Raw genomic sequence first — 16,594 nt, 5'->3', positions numbered from 1 at the left:
TGCGAGACCTACAAGTCGAGCAGGGACGAAAGTCGGGCTTAGTGATCCGGTGGTACCGAATGGAAGGGCCATCGCTCAACGGATAAAAGCTACCCTGGGGATAACAGGCTTATCTCCCCCAAGAGTCCACATCGACGGGGAGGTTTGGCACCTCGATGTCGGCTCATCGCATCCTGGGGCTGAAGTAGGTCCCAAGGGTTGGGCTGTTCGCCCATTAAAGCGGTACGCGAGCTGGGTTCAGAACGTCGTGAGACAGTTCGGTCCCTATCTGTCGCGGGCGCAGGAAATTTGAGAGGAGCTGTCCTTAGTACGAGAGGACCGGGATGGACGTACCGCTGGTGTACCAGTTGTTCCGCCAGGAGCACCGCTGGGTAGCCAAGTACGGACGGGATAAGCGCTGAAAGCATCTAAGCGCGAAGCCCCCCTCAAGATGAGATTTCCCAATTAGTAAGACCCCTTGAAGACGACGAGGTTGATAGGTTCGGGGTGGAAGCGCAGCAATGCGTGCAGCTGACGAATACTAATCGGTCGAGGGCTTATCCTAAACAACACGCTAAAGTTTCATGATTTGTCTTTCGCATCCAGTTTTCAGGGTAGCAATACCCGTTCTATCCGTTTGGTGGCGATGGCGGAGGGGAACCACACGTTCCCATCCCGAACACGACCGTTAAGCCCTCCAGCGCCGATGGTACTTGGACCGCAGGGTCCTGGGAGAGTAGGACGTCGCCAAGCACGAGAAGCCTGCCGCAGTTTGCGGCAGGTTTTTTGTTTCGTTTTTAATTTGTAACCATTGAATTTAAGGTTAAATATGCATTTAAAGAAGCTGTTCCTCCACTAATGACTGAGGAACAGCTTCTTTTTCATAATTATAGTTATTTGCAATATAGGATAGCCAGTTAACGATGGTAGTACGAGGCTTCGTATTTTCCAAGGCGGAGAATGCCTTCTTTTTTTTGTTTGCGAAAAGCGACGGACAACAGGAGGCGCGGAACGATGAGCCACAAATGCCAACAGATGATGCTGATCATAAGCGATTCCGAAATCCATGGATATAAGATGCCAGTGCCACAAAGGCCTATCCAGAACAACTGGCGGTGTACGCGGCGGAAAAGCTGAAGCTTAATATCGTTTGCAGGCTTAAAGCCGAACCAAGGTGGCGTAATACCCCATACCCAGCGGCGATCAGCTGCCTCTTCTACTCGGATAAAGGTCAGCAGCAATATAATCAGGTGAATGACTTGAATGACAGCAAAGCCGAACAACCAGCTGAAAAGTCCATCTCTACCATACATAAGAAGCTGAAAGGCGACGAATATAACGGCAATAAGGATATGGCTTTGGACAAGCTCAGGCCTAATGATTTTACGTTTAACGAGCTGGTATTGATAAATCGTTGCAGCTTGCTGCTCAGATAATGATTGACGCATCTTTCTAACATCCCTTCCATAACGTTCAAGCCTACCCTATATATATCGGTTAATTAGAGCTTTCCCGCGATAGCACACGGCTAATTTTGTATTCACCATCTGGGCTCTGGCGGCATACGATATATAAATATTTGAAATGGGCTATGAAACAAGTTTAAAAAGCTAGAATATATGCCATAATAGTAGCTATAGAGTTGGGATGAAAGGCGGGATTCAAATGCTTGAAAATCATCAGCTTCATTGTATTATATGCGGCGAACATAAAGCCGAAGGTGAAGGAATTCGCATCGTTACTGAATTTATATGCCAATCATGCGAAATAGAAATGGTGCAGACCGACGTTAAAGATGCTAAATATCCATTCTTTATCCATCAGATGAAGCAAATCTTCGTTGAAAAAAACGCTTGAGCGAACTCTACCTATAGAATTCGCTCTTTTTTTCTTGAAATATAAGAATGTATAAGTTTTTTCCTAATATTCGGCTTATATTCCTCCAGCGAAACGGTAGTTTTACCGCCTGAGGACAGCGGCAGCCGTTTACGCTTGTTCAAATCCATTAAAATAGATTTAAGTTTATAGCGAAAGGAACGGCTCACTTTGATGCAACATGTACATGCTCCATTATATGAAATGCTGCTTAAACATACAGATTCGCAGCCGGTTAGCTTTCACGTACCCGGGCATCGCTACGGTCAGGCATTTGGGCCAGATAAGCCCGAACGCGAAGGCGAAGGGCGGGAGTCCGATTTTATAAAAGCAATGAAAGAGACTTTTACAGCGATTATGAGGCTGGATGTGACAGAACTGTCCGCTACAGATGATTTGCATCATCCTGAGGGGGCCATTGCCGAAGCGCAAGGCTTGGCAGCACGCTGCTTTGGCGCGGAGGAAAGCTTTTTTCTCGTGGGAGGAAGCACCTCTGGCAATCTAGCTATGCTGCTGGCTGTATGTGAACCTGGCGATTATATTCTCGTACAGCGCAACGTCCATAAGTCGGTCATTAATGGTTTGAAGCTCGCGGGTGCAAGGGCCGTATTTATAATGCCGCAAATAGATGAGCCTACCGGAATTGCAACGCAGCCTTCTCTAGCGCAGGTAAAGATGATGATGGACTTATACCCGCAGGCGAAAGCTGTATTTCTGAATAATCCGAATTATTATGGGATGAGCATGAACCTACAACCTTATGCTGATGCGATTCATCAGTGCGGCATGCTGCTGCTTGTTGATGAAGCACACGGCGCCCATTATGGCTTGCATCCCAAGCTGCCTGGCTCAGCGATAGCGGCTGGAGCAGATGCCGTTGTGCAGTCCACTCATAAAACACTCACCGCGCTTACAATGGGAGCGATGCTTCATGTGCAGGGTGAGTTTCTTAACAGGACCGCCATTAGAGAAGCTTTAGCGACGATTCAAAGCTCTAGTCCATCTTTTCCCATTATGGCCTCGCTCGATATTTCCCGTGCAATGATAGAGGCGTCGGGCGCTGACTGGTTTGAAGATGCACTAGCTGTTGCTGCATATTTGCGTAAAGGAATGGAAGAGTGCTGTGCGGCAATTGAGATATTGAAGCAAGGCGATGATAGGCTAGCCGCAAAACCCGCTTACAATCAATTAGATCCATTGCGAATTGTATTATGGGATCGAACGGGGGCATTAAACGGTTTTGAAATATTGAAGCTGCTGGAACAGCAGGGCTGCTGGGCAGAAATGGCAGATATGCGCCATGTCGTGCTTTTGCTAGGGATGGGCATTCAGTTTGAGGATGCCGATCGTCTCATTCAAGCTTGTCAGGCAGTGGAGATGATTATCGCATCTAAAGGACGGGTAATAGCTGAACAACCGCTTGCAAGAGCTGGTAACCCGCTGTTCTTACCAGAATCGGTAGAACCAATTGCCTTTTCACGAGTGAGTAAAGGGACTGTGGTAAGAGTGAAGCTGGAGGATGCGGTAAATTGCAGGGCGGCAGAGATGGTCGTTCCATATCCGCCGGGCATTCCTATTGTATATCCGGGTGAACTGCTTACTGCGGAAATGCTGGGCTATATTATAGAGCTTGCTAGCAGTGGAGCGAAGTTCCAAGGTGCGGTAGATTCAGCCATGCAATCCATTGCAATCATGGAATAAATATGATTAAGCGGCAAAAGCTCGTATACAAGGGAAAGTCGCTTTGTTAAAATGGAAGTAAGCATTACGCTGAAAATTCAGTTTCATAGATTAGGAGTTACGAACCGTTGAATAAGGGTATTTTTATTACAATAGAAGGCGGCGAAGGGGCGGGGAAAACTACACTGATCGAGCAGCTTGCGCATACGATGCAGCAGCAGGGCAAAGCAGTGTTGACCACTCGTGAGCCGGGAGGCATCCCTATTGCGGAGAAAATCCGGTCAGTCATTTTGGATCGGAATCATACCGCAATGGATGCCAGGACAGAAGCACTCTTGTATGCGGCTTCAAGACGACAGCATCTTGTAGAGAAGGTCATGCCAGCACTTACAGCAGGCAAGCTTGTCATTTGCGACCGTTTCGTGGACAGCAGCCTAGCCTATCAGGGACATGCGCGTGGACTTGGCATGGAAGAGGTATGGTCGATTAATCAGTTTGCGATTGAAGGGGCGATGCCGCAGCTCACAATCTACATGGATGTGACGCCAGAGGTAGGTCTTGCCCGTATTGGACAATCGGATGAGCGTGAGATTAATCGGCTTGATTTGGAGGAAATCGCTTTTCACGAGCGAGTCAGGGAAGGTTATTTTATATTGCTTGAGAGGTTCCCTGAGCGAATAGTCCGAGTTGATGCAAATCAGGAGCCGGATATGGTGCTGAAAGAGGTTTTGGCCGCAATAGAGGGCAAAATCTAGCGTTTTGGACTAGAGCAAGGTTAGAGCTTGCGTTTAAAGGATAACGAATAATGGGAGGAATCAGGATGAAATTAGTCATTGCGATTATTCAGGATAAGGATAGCAACCGTTTGTCGAATGCGCTTGTGACAGAAGGATTTCGGGCTACGAAGCTGGCAAGTACGGGCGGTTTTCTGCGCGCTGGCAATACAACGTTTATGATTGGTATTGAAGATGAGCGTGTGCACGAAGTGTTTCAAGTAATCAAAACCAACTGCAAAGTGCGCGATCAATTAGTTACGCCTGTATCGCCAATCGGCGGCTCAACGGATTCTTATATTCCTTTCCCGGTAGAAGTACAAGTGGGTGGCGCTGCCGTATTCGTCGTTCCGGTAGAACGCTTTGAACATTTCTGATTGGACGTGATAACGGATGAAAATTGATCCAGGGTTTCGTCCGCTTGGGGCGAATCGCGCAAGTAACGACCTAGCTTCCAAGCAGCCGCAGATGAAGAGCTTCGGCGATGTTATGGTTCAGCAGGAAGCACAGCGGACACAAGAGCAATTGCAGCAGAAGCTGCAGGACATTCATAGACAGGGTGACCATTTATCCAGAGTAATGACGGTGCGGGAATTAAAGCTTTACCGCCAAATGGTCAAGAAGTTTCTGGAGGATACCGTTAGGCGCGGCATCGGGCTTAAAGAGCTTAGAGGGTTTGACCGCCGGGGCCGTACGAAGCGCTATAAGCTGCTTGACGAGATTGATGCAGAGCTCGTTAATATGGCGGAGGAGCTGCTGGAGACCGAAGAAGGGCGTATTGAATTGCTGGCCCGGATCGGTGAAGTGCGCGGCATGCTGATTAATTTATTGTTTTAGATTGGGAAGGTTACGATCGAGGAAGGAATTTTTGAGCTTATGAGCATGGAGCAGCTAACCGGTCAATGGAAAGCGAAGCGTATTTTACAGCATGCGCTGCAAAGCGGTAAAGTATCGCATGCTTATTTATTTTATGGGCCGAAGGGCAGTGGCAGAATGGCGATGGCGGAAGCTTTCGCTAAAGCCTTATTCTGTACGAGCGGTGGCGATGATGCTTGCGGGCACTGCCTGGAGTGCCGCAAGTTTGATAATAACAATCAGCAGGATATGATTCGGATCGCTCCGGAAGGCCAGTCGATCAAGATTGATCAAATTCGCGAGCTGCAGCGGGAGCTTGGGCTTCGGGGCAGCGGGGCGAAACGCAAAGTATATATGATTGAGCGAGTAGAAACGATGACACTTCAAGCGGCGAACAGTCTACTCAAATTTTTGGAGGAGCCGCTATCCCCTGTTGTAGCGATATTGATAACCGATAATGGACAAGCTGTGCTGCCGACCATTCGCTCGCGCACACAGTGGGTGCCGTTCCTCCCGATGTCTTCCGCCGAGATGCTTCAAACGTTAACAAATGAAGGACTGCCCTCCATTCTTGCTCGCGCAGCCGTACAGCTGAGCTCGGGATTGGACGGTGCTAGGGAAATCATCCAGCAGAATCAGTTTGCAGAAATCCGAAACGTAGTGATACAATTAGGGAAGGACAGTCTGACCCGATTCACCGCGGCAATGATTACCGTCCAGCAGCAGTTCATTAAGAAGGATATTGGTGAAGATCCGCAGCTGCTGTTATCTCTTTTTGTATTATGGTTCAAGGACATGATTAAATTTCAGGCCGGAAGGCAAGAAGATATTGTATATATAGATCAGTTGGAATGGATAAGCAAGCATGCATTCAGCCGGCCAGTGGAAGGCTGGGTCGCTTGCATGGAGCATACACTCGAAGCAAGCAAGCGTATTAGGTCGAATGTATCTGCTCAACTCGCTTTAGAGCAATTAATGGTAAACTTACAGGAGGGCTAAATCCTTGTATAATGTCGTGGGTGTCCGCTTTAAGAAGGCGGGTAAGATTTATTACTTTGATCCAGCCCTGCATCCCGTTGACAAGGACCAGCATGTCATTGTTGAGACGGCCAGGGGGATCGAGTATGGCAAAGTAGTGGTTGGACAGAAGCAAGTCGGTGAATCGGATGTTGTCCTTCCGTTAAAGCGCGTTATACGAATTGCCAGCGACGTAGATGCGAAGGTTGTAGAGGAGAATCGTTCTGCTGCTCAAGCTGCATTCTCAACCTGTTCAGACAAAATAAAAGACCATCAGCTGAAGATGAAGCTGGTTGATGTCGAATTCACGTTCGACCGCAACAAGATCATTTTTTATTTTACAGCTGAAGGTCGGGTAGATTTTCGCGAGCTTGTGAAAGACTTGGCAAGCGTGTTTCGTACTCGGATTGAGCTTCGGCAAATCGGGGTTCGTGACGAGGCGAAGATGCTTGGCGGCATCGGACCATGTGGCCGGATATTATGCTGCTCATCATGGCTGGGCGATTTTGAGCCGGTATCGATCAAGATGGCGAAGGACCAGAATTTGTCGCTCAATCCGACTAAGATTTCTGGTTTATGCGGCCGTTTGATGTGCTGCTTGAAATACGAGCATGACAATTATGAAAGCTCGAGAGAAGAGCTTCCAGCGATTGGCAAGATCGTTATCACTTCACTTGGTGAAGGCAAGGTAACGGGAATCAATGTTGGTTCCAAGACCGTGTACGTACACTTGTTTGAAGTTTCGGGGAAACCGAAGGAACTTCCGTTAGACGATGTCATTTTGAAATGACAGTATTAAGAACAATTCATAGCATGTCCAAACGACCAAGCGCAATGCTTACAGCTAAGGTGCAAGACGATGCTTGAAGCTCTGGGGTGGGAACTTGGAGAAAAAAGAGATTTTTGTTCAAATGGATCAGCTTGATACCCAAATGGGCGAGTTTCATCGTCAAGTTGGGGATCTGAAGCTGCGAGTGAAGGAACTGCTTGAAGAGAATAAGCGGTTAAGCATGGAAAACCATCAGCTGCGCAAAATTTTGAAGCGGATCCCGCAACAAGCGGAGGAACCTTTGCCAGTTAAGACAGCAGGGGCTTCAAAAACAACTGCGGGCAAGACGATGGGGACAAGCACAAAGGTAGAGCAGCAGACAGAAACAGCCGATTTGTTCACTTCCGCCGAAGATGCAGCTGCATATTCAGTAGGAGAAGGGCATGATAATTTGGCGAGACTTTACCATGAAGGCTTCCATATTTGCAATGTCTATTATGGGCATTTGCGGACAGAAGGCGATTGTCTCTTCTGCTTATCCTTCTTAAATAAATAATGCAATCGGTCAACACTATGCCGTCCTTGCTAAGAGGACGGTATCTTTATGTCAAGGGAGCAGTGGGAAAGTCGTGGACGAGCAGATTAAGCTGGAAATCAATGAACGTTTGGACGATTTAATGATGGATACCGGACTGCGAATTATCCAGAGCAGGGAAGTGTTCAGCTTTTCGACGGATGCGGTGCTGCTTTCCAACTTCGCAAGCATCCCGAAAAAAGGGAAGGTCATTGACCTTTGCACAGGGAATGGCGTAATACCGCTGCTATTGACAGGGCGGACGAAAGCACAAATTGATGCAGTGGAGATTCAGCCAAGACTTGCGGATATGGCAAGGCGGAGTGTAAAGCTGAATGGGCTGGAGCAGCAAATTAATATCGTGGAAGCCGATTTGCGAAATTTTGCAGCGAATAAAGCGATTTATGGAACGTATGATGCGGTAACCGTCAATCCGCCTTATATGTCGGCTGAAGCAGGAGACTCTAATGAAAATGAGCATTATGCGATCGCCAGGCATGAGGTACACGGAACCTTGCAGGATATTGTCGAAGCTTGCTCAAGGCTGGTGCGCCCAGCTGGGAAAGTAGCCATGGTGCACCGGCCATCACGCTTTGTAGAAATTATTGAGACGATGCGCAAGTACAAGCTGGAGCCAAAGCGGGTACAGTTCATTCATCCGAATAAAAATGGCGAAGCCAATATGGTGCTTATTGAGGCTATGCGTGATGGCAGACCGGAGCTTAGGCTGCTGCCGCCAATTATGGTATATGATACTTAGCCTAGTGGAATGCTAGAAGGAGGGCTCAACAATGTTTGTGCAAAAAAGCTTTAGCGGGCCGCAGCAACACGGTGCCGGGACGTTATATTTAGTCGGAACGCCAATTGGCAACTTAGAGGATATGACCTTTCGCGCAATTCGTACGTTGAAAGAAGTGGATCTCATAGCTGCCGAGGATACGAGACAAACACGTAAGCTTCTTTCTCATTTTGAAATTGCGACACGGCTTGTCAGCTATCATGAACATAATAAACAAGCGAGTGGCAGCGAGCTTATTCGATTGCTGCAAGAGGGGCAATCAATTGCCCTTGTAAGCGATGCAGGGCTGCCTGCTGTATCCGACCCCGGTGCAGATTTGGTTGCCGAGGCGGTGGAGCAGGGTATTTTTGTCGTTCCGATACCTGGTGCGAATGCGGCATTGTCGGCTTTAATTGTATCAGGCTTGCCAACGGAGCGTTTTATGTTCGCCGGATTTCCGCCGCGAGACAAAAAGTCGCTTGCGAAATGGCTGCTTCAGCTTCAAGCACAGGAAGGCACCTTGATGCTGTATGAGTCGCCGCATCGCTTGCGGAAGACGCTGGATGCCATACTGGAGCATCTAGGAGACCGTCGTATCGCGATGGTGCGAGAGCTGACGAAGCGTTTTGAAGAAATGGCACGTGGTACAGTAACGGAATGTATCACTTGGATTGAGGAAAATCCGCCATTGGGAGAGTATTGCCTTATAATAGAAGGAAGCAGCTCAGATGAGAATACGGGGGAGCTTGCTGCCGCTTGGTGGGCGGAGCTGAGCATGGAAGAGCATGTGCAGCATTACGAAGCAGAGCTTGGACGTAAGGACGCGATAAAAAAGGCAGCTACAGATCGTGGTCTATCAAAGCGAGATGTTTATAATGAAGTAAACCGCTAGAAAAACAAGAAAATAGAGAAAAAAAAGACCTTCCTGGCCGGGTTCTAGCACAGGAAGGCAATAAGGAGTATTAAAAGGTTAGAATTAACTAGTTGAATAAGGTTATTATAACCTATTTTTTTTATTTTGTCACAGGTGAAGGCATTTCTGATAGGCAAATGTGACAAACAATTTTTCCTTTGAAGTAAGATACGTTCTCAGCGTTACCACAGAAGATACAAGCTGGCTCATATTTCTTCAACATAATGCGCTCGCCGTCTACATAAATCTCTAGTGCATCTTTCTCTCCGATACCAAGCGTACGGCGAAGCTCGATTGGAATAACAACGCGACCTAATTCATCAACCTTACGGACAATACCTGTGGACTTCATCATAATAATTTGTTTCCCCTCTCATCAAAAAGTGTATTCGTCACTTTTCGACATAGTTTCTCTTTTTATGTCTACTATAATACCAACGTTTCCCATAATAGTCAACTGAAATTATTGAAGAAAATTGCAGCTACTAAGGGAGTTTGACTATATAGTAAGGTCATATTACTCTTACTATAGAATACAACAGCTTCGACATTTTGGAAACTGTTTTGCGACATTCTTCGACATATTTTTTACTTTTTTATGTCGAACCAGAGAACAAAAGGAGTTGATTTGTTGAATGAACCGACAGCTATCGGAAGAGAAAGTTTTTAAAGACCCCGTTCATAAATATATTTATGTTCAGGATCAGACGATATGGGATCTAATCAATACGAAGGAATTTCAAAGATTACGGCGTATTCGGCAGCTAGGTACCTCTTATCTTACTTTTCATGGCGCTGAGCATAGCCGATTCTCCCATTCCCTTGGCGTGTATGAAATTACTAGAAAGATTATTTCCCAATTCGAACGCAATGGTTTTCCCGGTTGGCCGCAGGAGGAGCGGCTATTGGCGCTTTGCGCTGCACTGCTGCATGACGTTGGTCATGGGCCATTTTCCCATTCGCTGGAGCAAGTATTCGATACGCATCACGAGCAGTGGACCTGCAGCATTTTGCTCGAGGACACCGAGGTCAATCGTATACTACGAAATGTAGCAGACGACTTTCCTGAACATGTCACTGCTGTTATTAATAAGACATATCCGAATCCAATTGTTAGCGGCTTGATTTCCAGTCAGCTAGATGCGGACCGAATGGACTATTTATTGAGGGATGCTTATTTCACAGGGGTCAATTATGGCAACTTTGATTTGGAGCGTATTCTGCGTGTGCTCCGTCCTATTAATGGAAGGATTGTTGTTAAAGAAAGCGGCATGCACGCCGTGGAGCATTATTTGATGTCCCGCTATCAAATGTATTGGCAAATTTATTTCCATCCGGTGACGAGAAGCTCGGAAATCATCCTTAGACAAATATTTCGCAGAGCGAAGGAGCTTTATGAGGGTGGCTACACATTTGGTTGGATGCCGGAGCCGCTGAAACGGCTGCTTGACGGGACAATTGGGGTTAAACAATATTTGAAGCTGGATGAGGCGTATTTGCAGACAGCCTTTATAGAATGGAGCGAAGAAAGCGATGAACTGCTGGCGGAGCTATGTGATCGTTTTTTGACGCGTCGCCTCTATAAATACATCATGCTGGATAAACCGGATATTGGCCTCTTTAATGAAGTAAGACAACAATTTGCAGCGATCGGGTTGAACCCGGATTACCATATGGAAATTGATTTTCCATTTGATCAACCGTATGATGTGTATCAGCCTGATACGAAAAAAGGCGGAAAAGAAGAAAAGACGCCGATTTTGTTAATGGACAGCTACGAGACTGTCAGTGAAATTTCCACGAAATCTGACATCATTCGTTCCATTACTGGACTTCATCAGGGCCAGTCCCATTTGTATTATCCGGAAGAGAAGCTGCGCGCTGCCGCTGATCAATTAAGCGATAAAGTACGAATGTTATTTAAAATATAGGAAAGTATATGATTTTGCCATACTTTCTCTATATTTCTCGGACTGAAACGCGCCGCCAAAGGACGGCTTTCGACCGTTTCACCTTAGACTATAATATAGAAGGAGCTTGCTCAATTATGATTTCTTTATTCGACACGCACACACATTTGGACTCCCCGCATTTTGACGAAGACCGCGAAGCTGTTATCGAAAGAGCGCGTGCGGCAGGGGTGGATTTAATGGTTAATATTGGTTTCAATCGGGAAACGATTCCAACAACACTTGCGCTGGCAGAAAAATATGATTTTATCTATGCAGCAGTTGGCTGGCACCCCGTTGACAGCATCGACATGCTGCCGGAGGATCTGGGATGGATTGAAGAGCTTTGCTCTAATCCTAAAGTGGTAGCTATTGGGGAAATCGGACTAGATTACCACTGGGATACGTCTCCTAAAGATGTCCAGCACCGCGTATTTCGCGAGCAAATTCGCTTAGCCAAGAAGCTGAAAAAACCAATTATTATTCATAACCGCGATGCCCATGAAGATATTGTCAAGCTGCTGAAGGAGGAAAATGCTTCTGAGGTCGGAGGCATTATGCATTGTTTTTCCGGCAGTCCAGAAACGGCTCAAAAATGCCTCGATATGAACTTCTATATATCGTTCGGGGGACCGCTTACATTCAAAAATGCAAGGGTGCCAAAAGAGGTGCTTGCGATGGTTCCGAGTGACCGAATTTTGATCGAAACGGATGCCCCATATTTGACCCCTCATCCATTCCGAGGGAAACGAAATGAGACGTCTTATGTATCGCTCGTTGCGGAAGCGGCAGCAGAAATATTAGGAAAATCGGTAGCCGAAATCGCCAATTTGACGACCGAAAACGGTAAAAAATGTTTCGGAATTGTGTAAAAACGGCTTTAAAAACGAGAATAAGTGACCTTTCCGGCGATAAAACTAATTTTTCATGCTGAAATAGACTCTCTTTTCCGTAAATATCCTAAAATTTCGCTTAAATCGGTTTTTATCTGATCTTTACAATTAGGCTCAGATGAAGGTATGATTCATTTCAGAGCTTTAAATTTTTGTATTGGATTTCCAGTTTGCGCTTAATCTTCGAACTTTGGAGAGCGGGGGAACCAGGCACGATGCTGTGAGGAATTTGCGGATCACATTGCACGCGCATTGAATTTCTTCTAGGGGTGAATTTGGCGGGGATTGCCATGAGCATTCTTCCGACGATAGGGCAGCTCTCTTGCCCGAACCCGACAGCTAACCTCGTAAGCGTTTATAGAGAGTGATCAACCTCGTGCATCCACCATTCCTGAATAGTCTATTTTGACGTTCCCGGGAAGCCACGATACAGATCCTCTGTCGACGGGCTTTCTTTTTATTTTTGAATATTGGGTAAACCGTCGTCATAGGGTAAATCTAGGAGGTTGCAGAGGAAATATACTGGAGCGTGCTAGAAGCACGCCAATATACTATAGTCGCGTCAATGGTATCATGCGTAATTCGACGGCGGGGCTATGAAGGAGGACCGATGAAGTGGGCATTATTCAAGCAAGTGAGACCCATGGGAAACGATCATCCAGCATGTCTTTCGCATTGCGATGGAAGCGTGAAAACTTGCGTTTGATTCTTTTGAGTACTACGATCTCAATCGCTATGACTTTCATGTTTTTGGTGTTGTTGTACGGATCGGCTGACAAAAGCGTATCCGTAGTAGTGAATGGACAAGAAACTGTTGTTTCAACGAAACAATGGGTCCTGCAACGCCTACTGGATGAACAAGCTATTACAATTGGCCCGCATGACGAGGTGTCTGTACCTCTGAATACGGCAGTAAAGGATGGGGACCGCTTTGAAATTAAGCATGCGGTACCGCTACTTGTAAAAGCTGATGGCAAAACATCAACGGTGTACACGACAGAGAAAACCGTGCAGGCAGCGATAAAGAAATTAAATATTCCTGTTGAAGATGATGATAAAGTATTACCTTCGCTTGGCTCGGGCGTCAGCGCGGATATGACCGTAACAGTCATTCGCGTCGATACGAAGCTAGGCAAGTCGTCCAGCACAACGCCGTTCACCATTGTGAAGAAGGAAGATCCGAACCTGGAAGTAGGCAAGGAGAAGGTTGTGCAGACGGGCAAAGAAGGCGTCGTAACGATCAAAATTGAGAAGCAGTTTGAAGATGGTGTACTTGTTTCCAAGAAAGTGGTAGACAAGGTAGTCGAAACGGTTGCGGTCAATCAGGTCGTTGCAGTCGGTACGAAAAAGCCGGAGCCTAAAGTTACTGTGCTGTCGACAGCGACAACCAGCAACAATGTAACGGTAGACGGCACAACGCTCACATCCAAAAAAGTGCTCAGCAACGTCACCCTGACGGCTTATTCAGCTGGCTTAGCTTCTACGGGCAAGAGCGAAGGACATCCTGACTACGGAATTACGGCATCTGGCGCTAAAGTATCGGAAGGACGGACAATTGCCGTTGACCCGGATATCATTCCACTCGGTTGGTGGGTGTATATCGAGGGCATTGGTTTCCGCCGTGCTGAAGATACCGGAAGTGCGATCAAGGGCAATAAGATCGATGTTTATTTTGACAGTGAAAAGCAAGCGAATAAATTTGGTAAGAAAAAAGGATTTACCGTTTATGTGATTGGTCCTAACAAGCCATCGCTTAGCTAATTAGTAGCAGTTCTTTATGGATTGTGCTCTAGTTTATCGCAATCATAAGCTAAATATGACTGGATGCGGAAGAGGCCTTGCCTCTTCTTTTTGTTTGCGTCAGATTCGCTTGAATGGCTAATTGGGGTTATAATAAAACAGACGCAAATGAGCGGGTTGTTGTTGCAGCAATCGCCCATTTTTTATGGAATTTATGAAATATGAGCTTGATAAGTTTCCCTTTGTGAAAGGATTGTTCGATGTGATCAAGGAAATGATTGTAGTAGAAGGCAAAGAGGATACGGTAGCGATTAAGCGGGCTGTTGAAGCCGATACGATTGAGACGAATGGATCGGCCATTGGCGAGGATGTGCTGCGGCGCATTGCGCTGGCACAGGAGCGCCGTGGCGTTATTATATTTACAGATCCGGATCATGCAGGAGAGCGTATTCGTAAAATTGTCGCTCAGCGCGTGCCGGGCTGCAAGCATGCTTTTTTACCGCAGGAGCTGGCCTCTTATAAAGGGGATATCGGCATTGAGAACGCGGCGCCTGATGCGATTAGGCAGGCGCTCTCGGAGGTGCGTACAGAAACGGCTGAGAGCGTCGGGGCCATTACATGGGACGATCTGATGGCAGCTGGCTTAATTGTGCATGAAGAAGCGGCAAAGCGGCGGCTGGTTATGGGTAAGCTGCTGGGGATCGGCTATGCGAACGGGAAGCAGTTCTACAAGCGCTGCACGAGCTTCTGCATTACGCGCGAAGAGTTTGAGAAGGCGCTGCAAGCCATGGAACAACAGGAACAGGGGTGACGAAGGCGTATGACGGAGCAACAAAGCTTGAATAAAGGCGCAGTTAAGGCCGCAGAGGTAGCCACGCCTAAACGCACGAAGGAAATTATTGCGAAGTACGGGTTCTCCTTTAAGAAGAGCTTGGGACAAAACTTTCTCATCGACCAAAATATTTTAAATAATATTGTCAGCGCAGCTGAGCTTGACGAGACAAAAGGCGCGCTTGAGATCGGCCCTGGTATCGGAGCATTGACGCAGCGCCTTGCTGCAGTTGCGGGAACGGTGACGGCTGTTGAAATCGACAATCGGCTCATTCCGATTTTGCATGATATTTTCGAAGGCGAAGCAAATGTGGGCATTGTGCACGGCGATGTGCTTAAGCTCGACCTGAAGCAGCTGTTCGAAGAGCGCTTCAGCGGCGTAACGGGCGTTAGCGTCGTGGCGAACCTGCCTTACTATGTGACGACGCCGATTTTGATGAAGCTGCTGGAAGAGCGCCTGCCGCTGGAAAACATCGTCGTCATGATCCAGAAGGAAGTAGCGCAGCGGATGGCAGCAAAGCCAGGCGGCAAGGAATATGGCAGCCTTAGCGTAGCTGTGCAATATTATTGCGAGCCGAAGCTCGTCTGCACCGTTCCGCATACGGTGTTTATTCCACAGCCGAATGTAGATTCGGCTGTCATTAAGCTTGCGCTGCGGGACAAGCCGGCTGTTGATGTGCCCGACGAGGCGCATTTCTTCCGCGTCGTGCAGGCCAGCTTCGCACAGCGCCGCAAGACGCTCTACAACAATTTGACGGCGCTTGTGGGCAAAGAACAGCGGGAGGCCCTTACAACGCTGCTGCAGGGGCTTGCGATCGATCCTGCGCGGCGGGGTGAAACGCTGTCGCTGGAGGAATTCGCCAAGATCAGCCGTGCATTTTTGGAAGCGGGCTGGAAAGGCTAAATAAAGATGGGCGCCGCCGGGCAATGGCCTCGGGGCGCCCGTTTGTTTTTTGCGCACACTACACGCCTTATGCCCATAGGATAGACGAAGAGGTGATTTACCTATGGAGCAAGGGGAGCTGGTCGTCCGCAAATCGTATGGCGGTGACGTGCTATTCCGCGTAGAAGCTGTTCGAACGCATCATGCCCTGTTGAAAGGCACGGATTACCGATTGCTTGCGGATGCACCGATTCCTGATTTATCGGTTGTTCGCGATCCAAAAAAAGAAAAAGCTACGCAGCTGGTTCGAGTGAAAGTAAACGACTCGCTCAGCCGCATACGTCAGCAGCATGAGCAAATGGCCGTTCAGGTGAAGGCGGATATTCGGCATGCGATGCCACAAAGCCAGCCTTTCTTCGAGGTGCCCGGCAAAGTGCTGCATTTGGACGGTGACGGCAATTATTTGCGTAAAAGCATGCAGCTGTACCAGACGATGAACGTGCCGGCACATGGCGTGCATGCGCATGAAGCACAGATGGCTGATTTGCTTTACCGGCTGCTGCCTCAAGTGAAGCCGGACATTGTGGTCATTACGGGACATGACGGTGTGCTGAAAACAAGGCTGGAAGCCGATCTGCACAGCCTAAGCAGCTATAAAAACTCGCAGAGCTTCTATAATGCGGTCCGCGTAGCACGGGAGTATGAGAAGAACCGCGACGGCCTTGTCGTCATTGCGGGAGCGTGCCAGTCGCATTTTGAGGCGCTGCTGCAAGCCGGCTCGAACTTCGCAAGCTCGCCCGGGAGAATTTTGATTCATGCGTTAGACCCGGTATACATTGCGATCAAAGCAAGCTATACGTCCATACGAGATACAATTAACCTGGCTGATGTCATTCATGGCACCATCAGCGGCATTGATGGCGTAGGCGGCATTGAGACGCTGGGAAGGTACCGCATTGGTTTGCCAAAACCTAAAATTAAGGCAGCCGAGTCGTCCTTGCAAAGCATTTCTTAACAAACGGCCGAGTGCAGTTGAGACTCGCAACAGTTCTCGGCTTCATTGATTTTATAATTTTTCGATAAAT

18 protein-coding genes, 2 rRNA genes and 1 riboswitch (1 of these 21 running past the window's edge) are annotated in these 16,594 nt (G+C 47.6%); of the genes, 18 read left to right on the top strand and 2 right to left on the bottom strand.

Translation table 11 applies throughout. The annotated features are described in order from the left end of the window. Both BBD42_RS08950 and rrf read left to right on the top strand, forming a co-directional pair. Positions 1–544: ribosomal RNA gene (locus BBD42_RS08950) — 23S ribosomal RNA — on the top strand (it extends 2,391 nt beyond the left edge of the window). Positions 545–615: 71 nt separating this feature from the next. After that, a 5S ribosomal RNA gene (rrf, locus tag BBD42_RS08945) occupies positions 616–732 on the top strand. Positions 733–896: 164 nt separating this feature from the next. Here the strand turns inward: rrf and BBD42_RS08940 are convergent. Further along, positions 897–1,427 carry a hypothetical protein gene (locus BBD42_RS08940; RefSeq protein WP_056034973.1) on the bottom strand — a complete coding sequence of 177 codons (531 nt, stop codon included), beginning with the start codon at positions 1,425–1,427 and terminating at the stop codon, positions 897–899. Between the two features lie 217 nt (positions 1,428–1,644). Here BBD42_RS08940 and BBD42_RS08935 point away from each other — a divergent pair, with 217 nt between their 5' ends. From BBD42_RS08935 to rsmI, 10 genes are all read left to right on the top strand, one after another. Further along, positions 1,645–1,836 (top strand): sigma factor G inhibitor Gin, encoded by a 192-nt coding sequence (locus BBD42_RS08935; protein WP_046234503.1) that lies wholly within the window; start codon positions 1,645–1,647, stop codon positions 1,834–1,836. Between the two features lie 192 nt (positions 1,837–2,028). Beyond that, the gene (locus tag BBD42_RS08930) at positions 2,029–3,555 is read left to right on the top strand and encodes an aminotransferase class I/II-fold pyridoxal phosphate-dependent enzyme (RefSeq protein WP_099517856.1); all 1,527 of its coding nucleotides are present in this window, start codon (positions 2,029–2,031) and stop codon (positions 3,553–3,555) included. A gap of 107 nt (positions 3,556–3,662) precedes the next feature. Then, entirely contained in the window at positions 3,663–4,289 is a 627-nt protein-coding gene (tmk, locus tag BBD42_RS08925; protein ID WP_099517855.1) for a dTMP kinase, read from the top strand. A gap of 65 nt (positions 4,290–4,354) precedes the next feature. Continuing rightward, a complete protein-coding gene (locus BBD42_RS08920; RefSeq protein ID WP_099517854.1) occupies positions 4,355–4,684 on the top strand; it encodes a cyclic di-AMP receptor DarA in 330 nt (109 codons plus the stop codon). A 16-nt stretch (positions 4,685–4,700) separates the two neighbouring features. Next, positions 4,701–5,144: a YaaR family protein gene (locus BBD42_RS08915; protein ID WP_046234499.1), complete on the top strand. Its 444-nt coding sequence runs from the start codon at positions 4,701–4,703 to the stop codon at positions 5,142–5,144. Between the two features lie 39 nt (positions 5,145–5,183). Then, a complete protein-coding gene (gene holB / locus BBD42_RS08910) occupies positions 5,184–6,161 on the top strand; it encodes a DNA polymerase III subunit delta' (RefSeq protein ID WP_099517853.1) in 978 nt (325 codons plus the stop codon). Positions 6,162–6,165: 4 nt separating this feature from the next. After that, positions 6,166–6,969 (top strand): PSP1 domain-containing protein, encoded by an 804-nt coding sequence (locus BBD42_RS08905; protein WP_046234497.1) that lies wholly within the window; start codon positions 6,166–6,168, stop codon positions 6,967–6,969. A 94-nt stretch (positions 6,970–7,063) separates the two neighbouring features. After that, positions 7,064–7,504, top strand: a complete 441-nt coding sequence (locus BBD42_RS08900) for an initiation-control protein YabA (RefSeq protein ID WP_099521531.1) — start codon at positions 7,064–7,066, stop codon at positions 7,502–7,504. Positions 7,505–7,625: 121 nt separating this feature from the next. Further along, a complete protein-coding gene (locus BBD42_RS08895) occupies positions 7,626–8,282 on the top strand; it encodes a tRNA1(Val) (adenine(37)-N6)-methyltransferase (RefSeq protein WP_056035000.1) in 657 nt (218 codons plus the stop codon). Between the two features lie 31 nt (positions 8,283–8,313). Next, positions 8,314–9,192, top strand: a complete 879-nt coding sequence (gene rsmI, locus BBD42_RS08890) for a 16S rRNA (cytidine(1402)-2'-O)-methyltransferase (RefSeq protein ID WP_056034954.1) — start codon at positions 8,314–8,316, stop codon at positions 9,190–9,192. A gap of 121 nt (positions 9,193–9,313) precedes the next feature. Here the strand turns inward: rsmI and BBD42_RS08885 are convergent, their stop codons facing one another. Further along, positions 9,314–9,568 carry an AbrB/MazE/SpoVT family DNA-binding domain-containing protein gene (locus BBD42_RS08885; RefSeq protein WP_012772023.1) on the bottom strand — a complete coding sequence of 85 codons (255 nt, stop codon included), beginning with the start codon at positions 9,566–9,568 and terminating at the stop codon, positions 9,314–9,316. A 280-nt stretch (positions 9,569–9,848) separates the two neighbouring features. Here BBD42_RS08885 and BBD42_RS08880 point away from each other — a divergent pair, with 280 nt between their 5' ends. The 6 genes from BBD42_RS08880 to yabG all read left to right on the top strand — a co-directional run bounded on the left by BBD42_RS08880 (position 9,849) and on the right by yabG (position 16,524). Then, positions 9,849–11,144: an HD domain-containing protein gene (locus BBD42_RS08880; RefSeq protein WP_099517852.1), complete on the top strand. Its 1,296-nt coding sequence runs from the start codon at positions 9,849–9,851 to the stop codon at positions 11,142–11,144. Positions 11,145–11,260: 116 nt separating this feature from the next. Then, positions 11,261–12,034 (top strand): TatD family hydrolase, encoded by a 774-nt coding sequence (locus tag BBD42_RS08875; RefSeq protein WP_099517851.1) that lies wholly within the window; start codon positions 11,261–11,263, stop codon positions 12,032–12,034. A gap of 184 nt (positions 12,035–12,218) precedes the next feature. Beyond that, positions 12,219–12,425: riboswitch (cyclic di-AMP (ydaO/yuaA leader) on the top strand. A gap of 245 nt (positions 12,426–12,670) precedes the next feature. Further along, entirely contained in the window at positions 12,671–13,816 is a 1,146-nt protein-coding gene (locus BBD42_RS08870; protein WP_056034946.1) for a resuscitation-promoting factor, read from the top strand. Between the two features lie 241 nt (positions 13,817–14,057). Next, a complete protein-coding gene (gene rnmV / locus BBD42_RS08865; RefSeq protein WP_099521530.1) occupies positions 14,058–14,606 on the top strand; it encodes a ribonuclease M5 in 549 nt (182 codons plus the stop codon). Positions 14,607–14,615: 9 nt separating this feature from the next. Continuing rightward, a complete protein-coding gene (gene rsmA / locus BBD42_RS08860; RefSeq protein ID WP_099517850.1) occupies positions 14,616–15,530 on the top strand; it encodes a 16S rRNA (adenine(1518)-N(6)/adenine(1519)-N(6))-dimethyltransferase RsmA in 915 nt (304 codons plus the stop codon). 103 nt (positions 15,531–15,633) lie between these two features. Continuing rightward, positions 15,634–16,524: a sporulation peptidase YabG gene (gene yabG, locus BBD42_RS08855; RefSeq protein WP_099517849.1), complete on the top strand. Its 891-nt coding sequence runs from the start codon at positions 15,634–15,636 to the stop codon at positions 16,522–16,524. Positions 16,525–16,594: the final 70 nt, after the last annotated feature.

This window comes from Paenibacillus sp. BIHB 4019 (assembly GCF_002741035.1).
Taxonomy (GTDB): Bacteria; Bacillota; Bacilli; order Paenibacillales; family Paenibacillaceae; genus Pristimantibacillus.
This window is presented reverse-complemented; position numbering and strand designations above follow the sequence as displayed.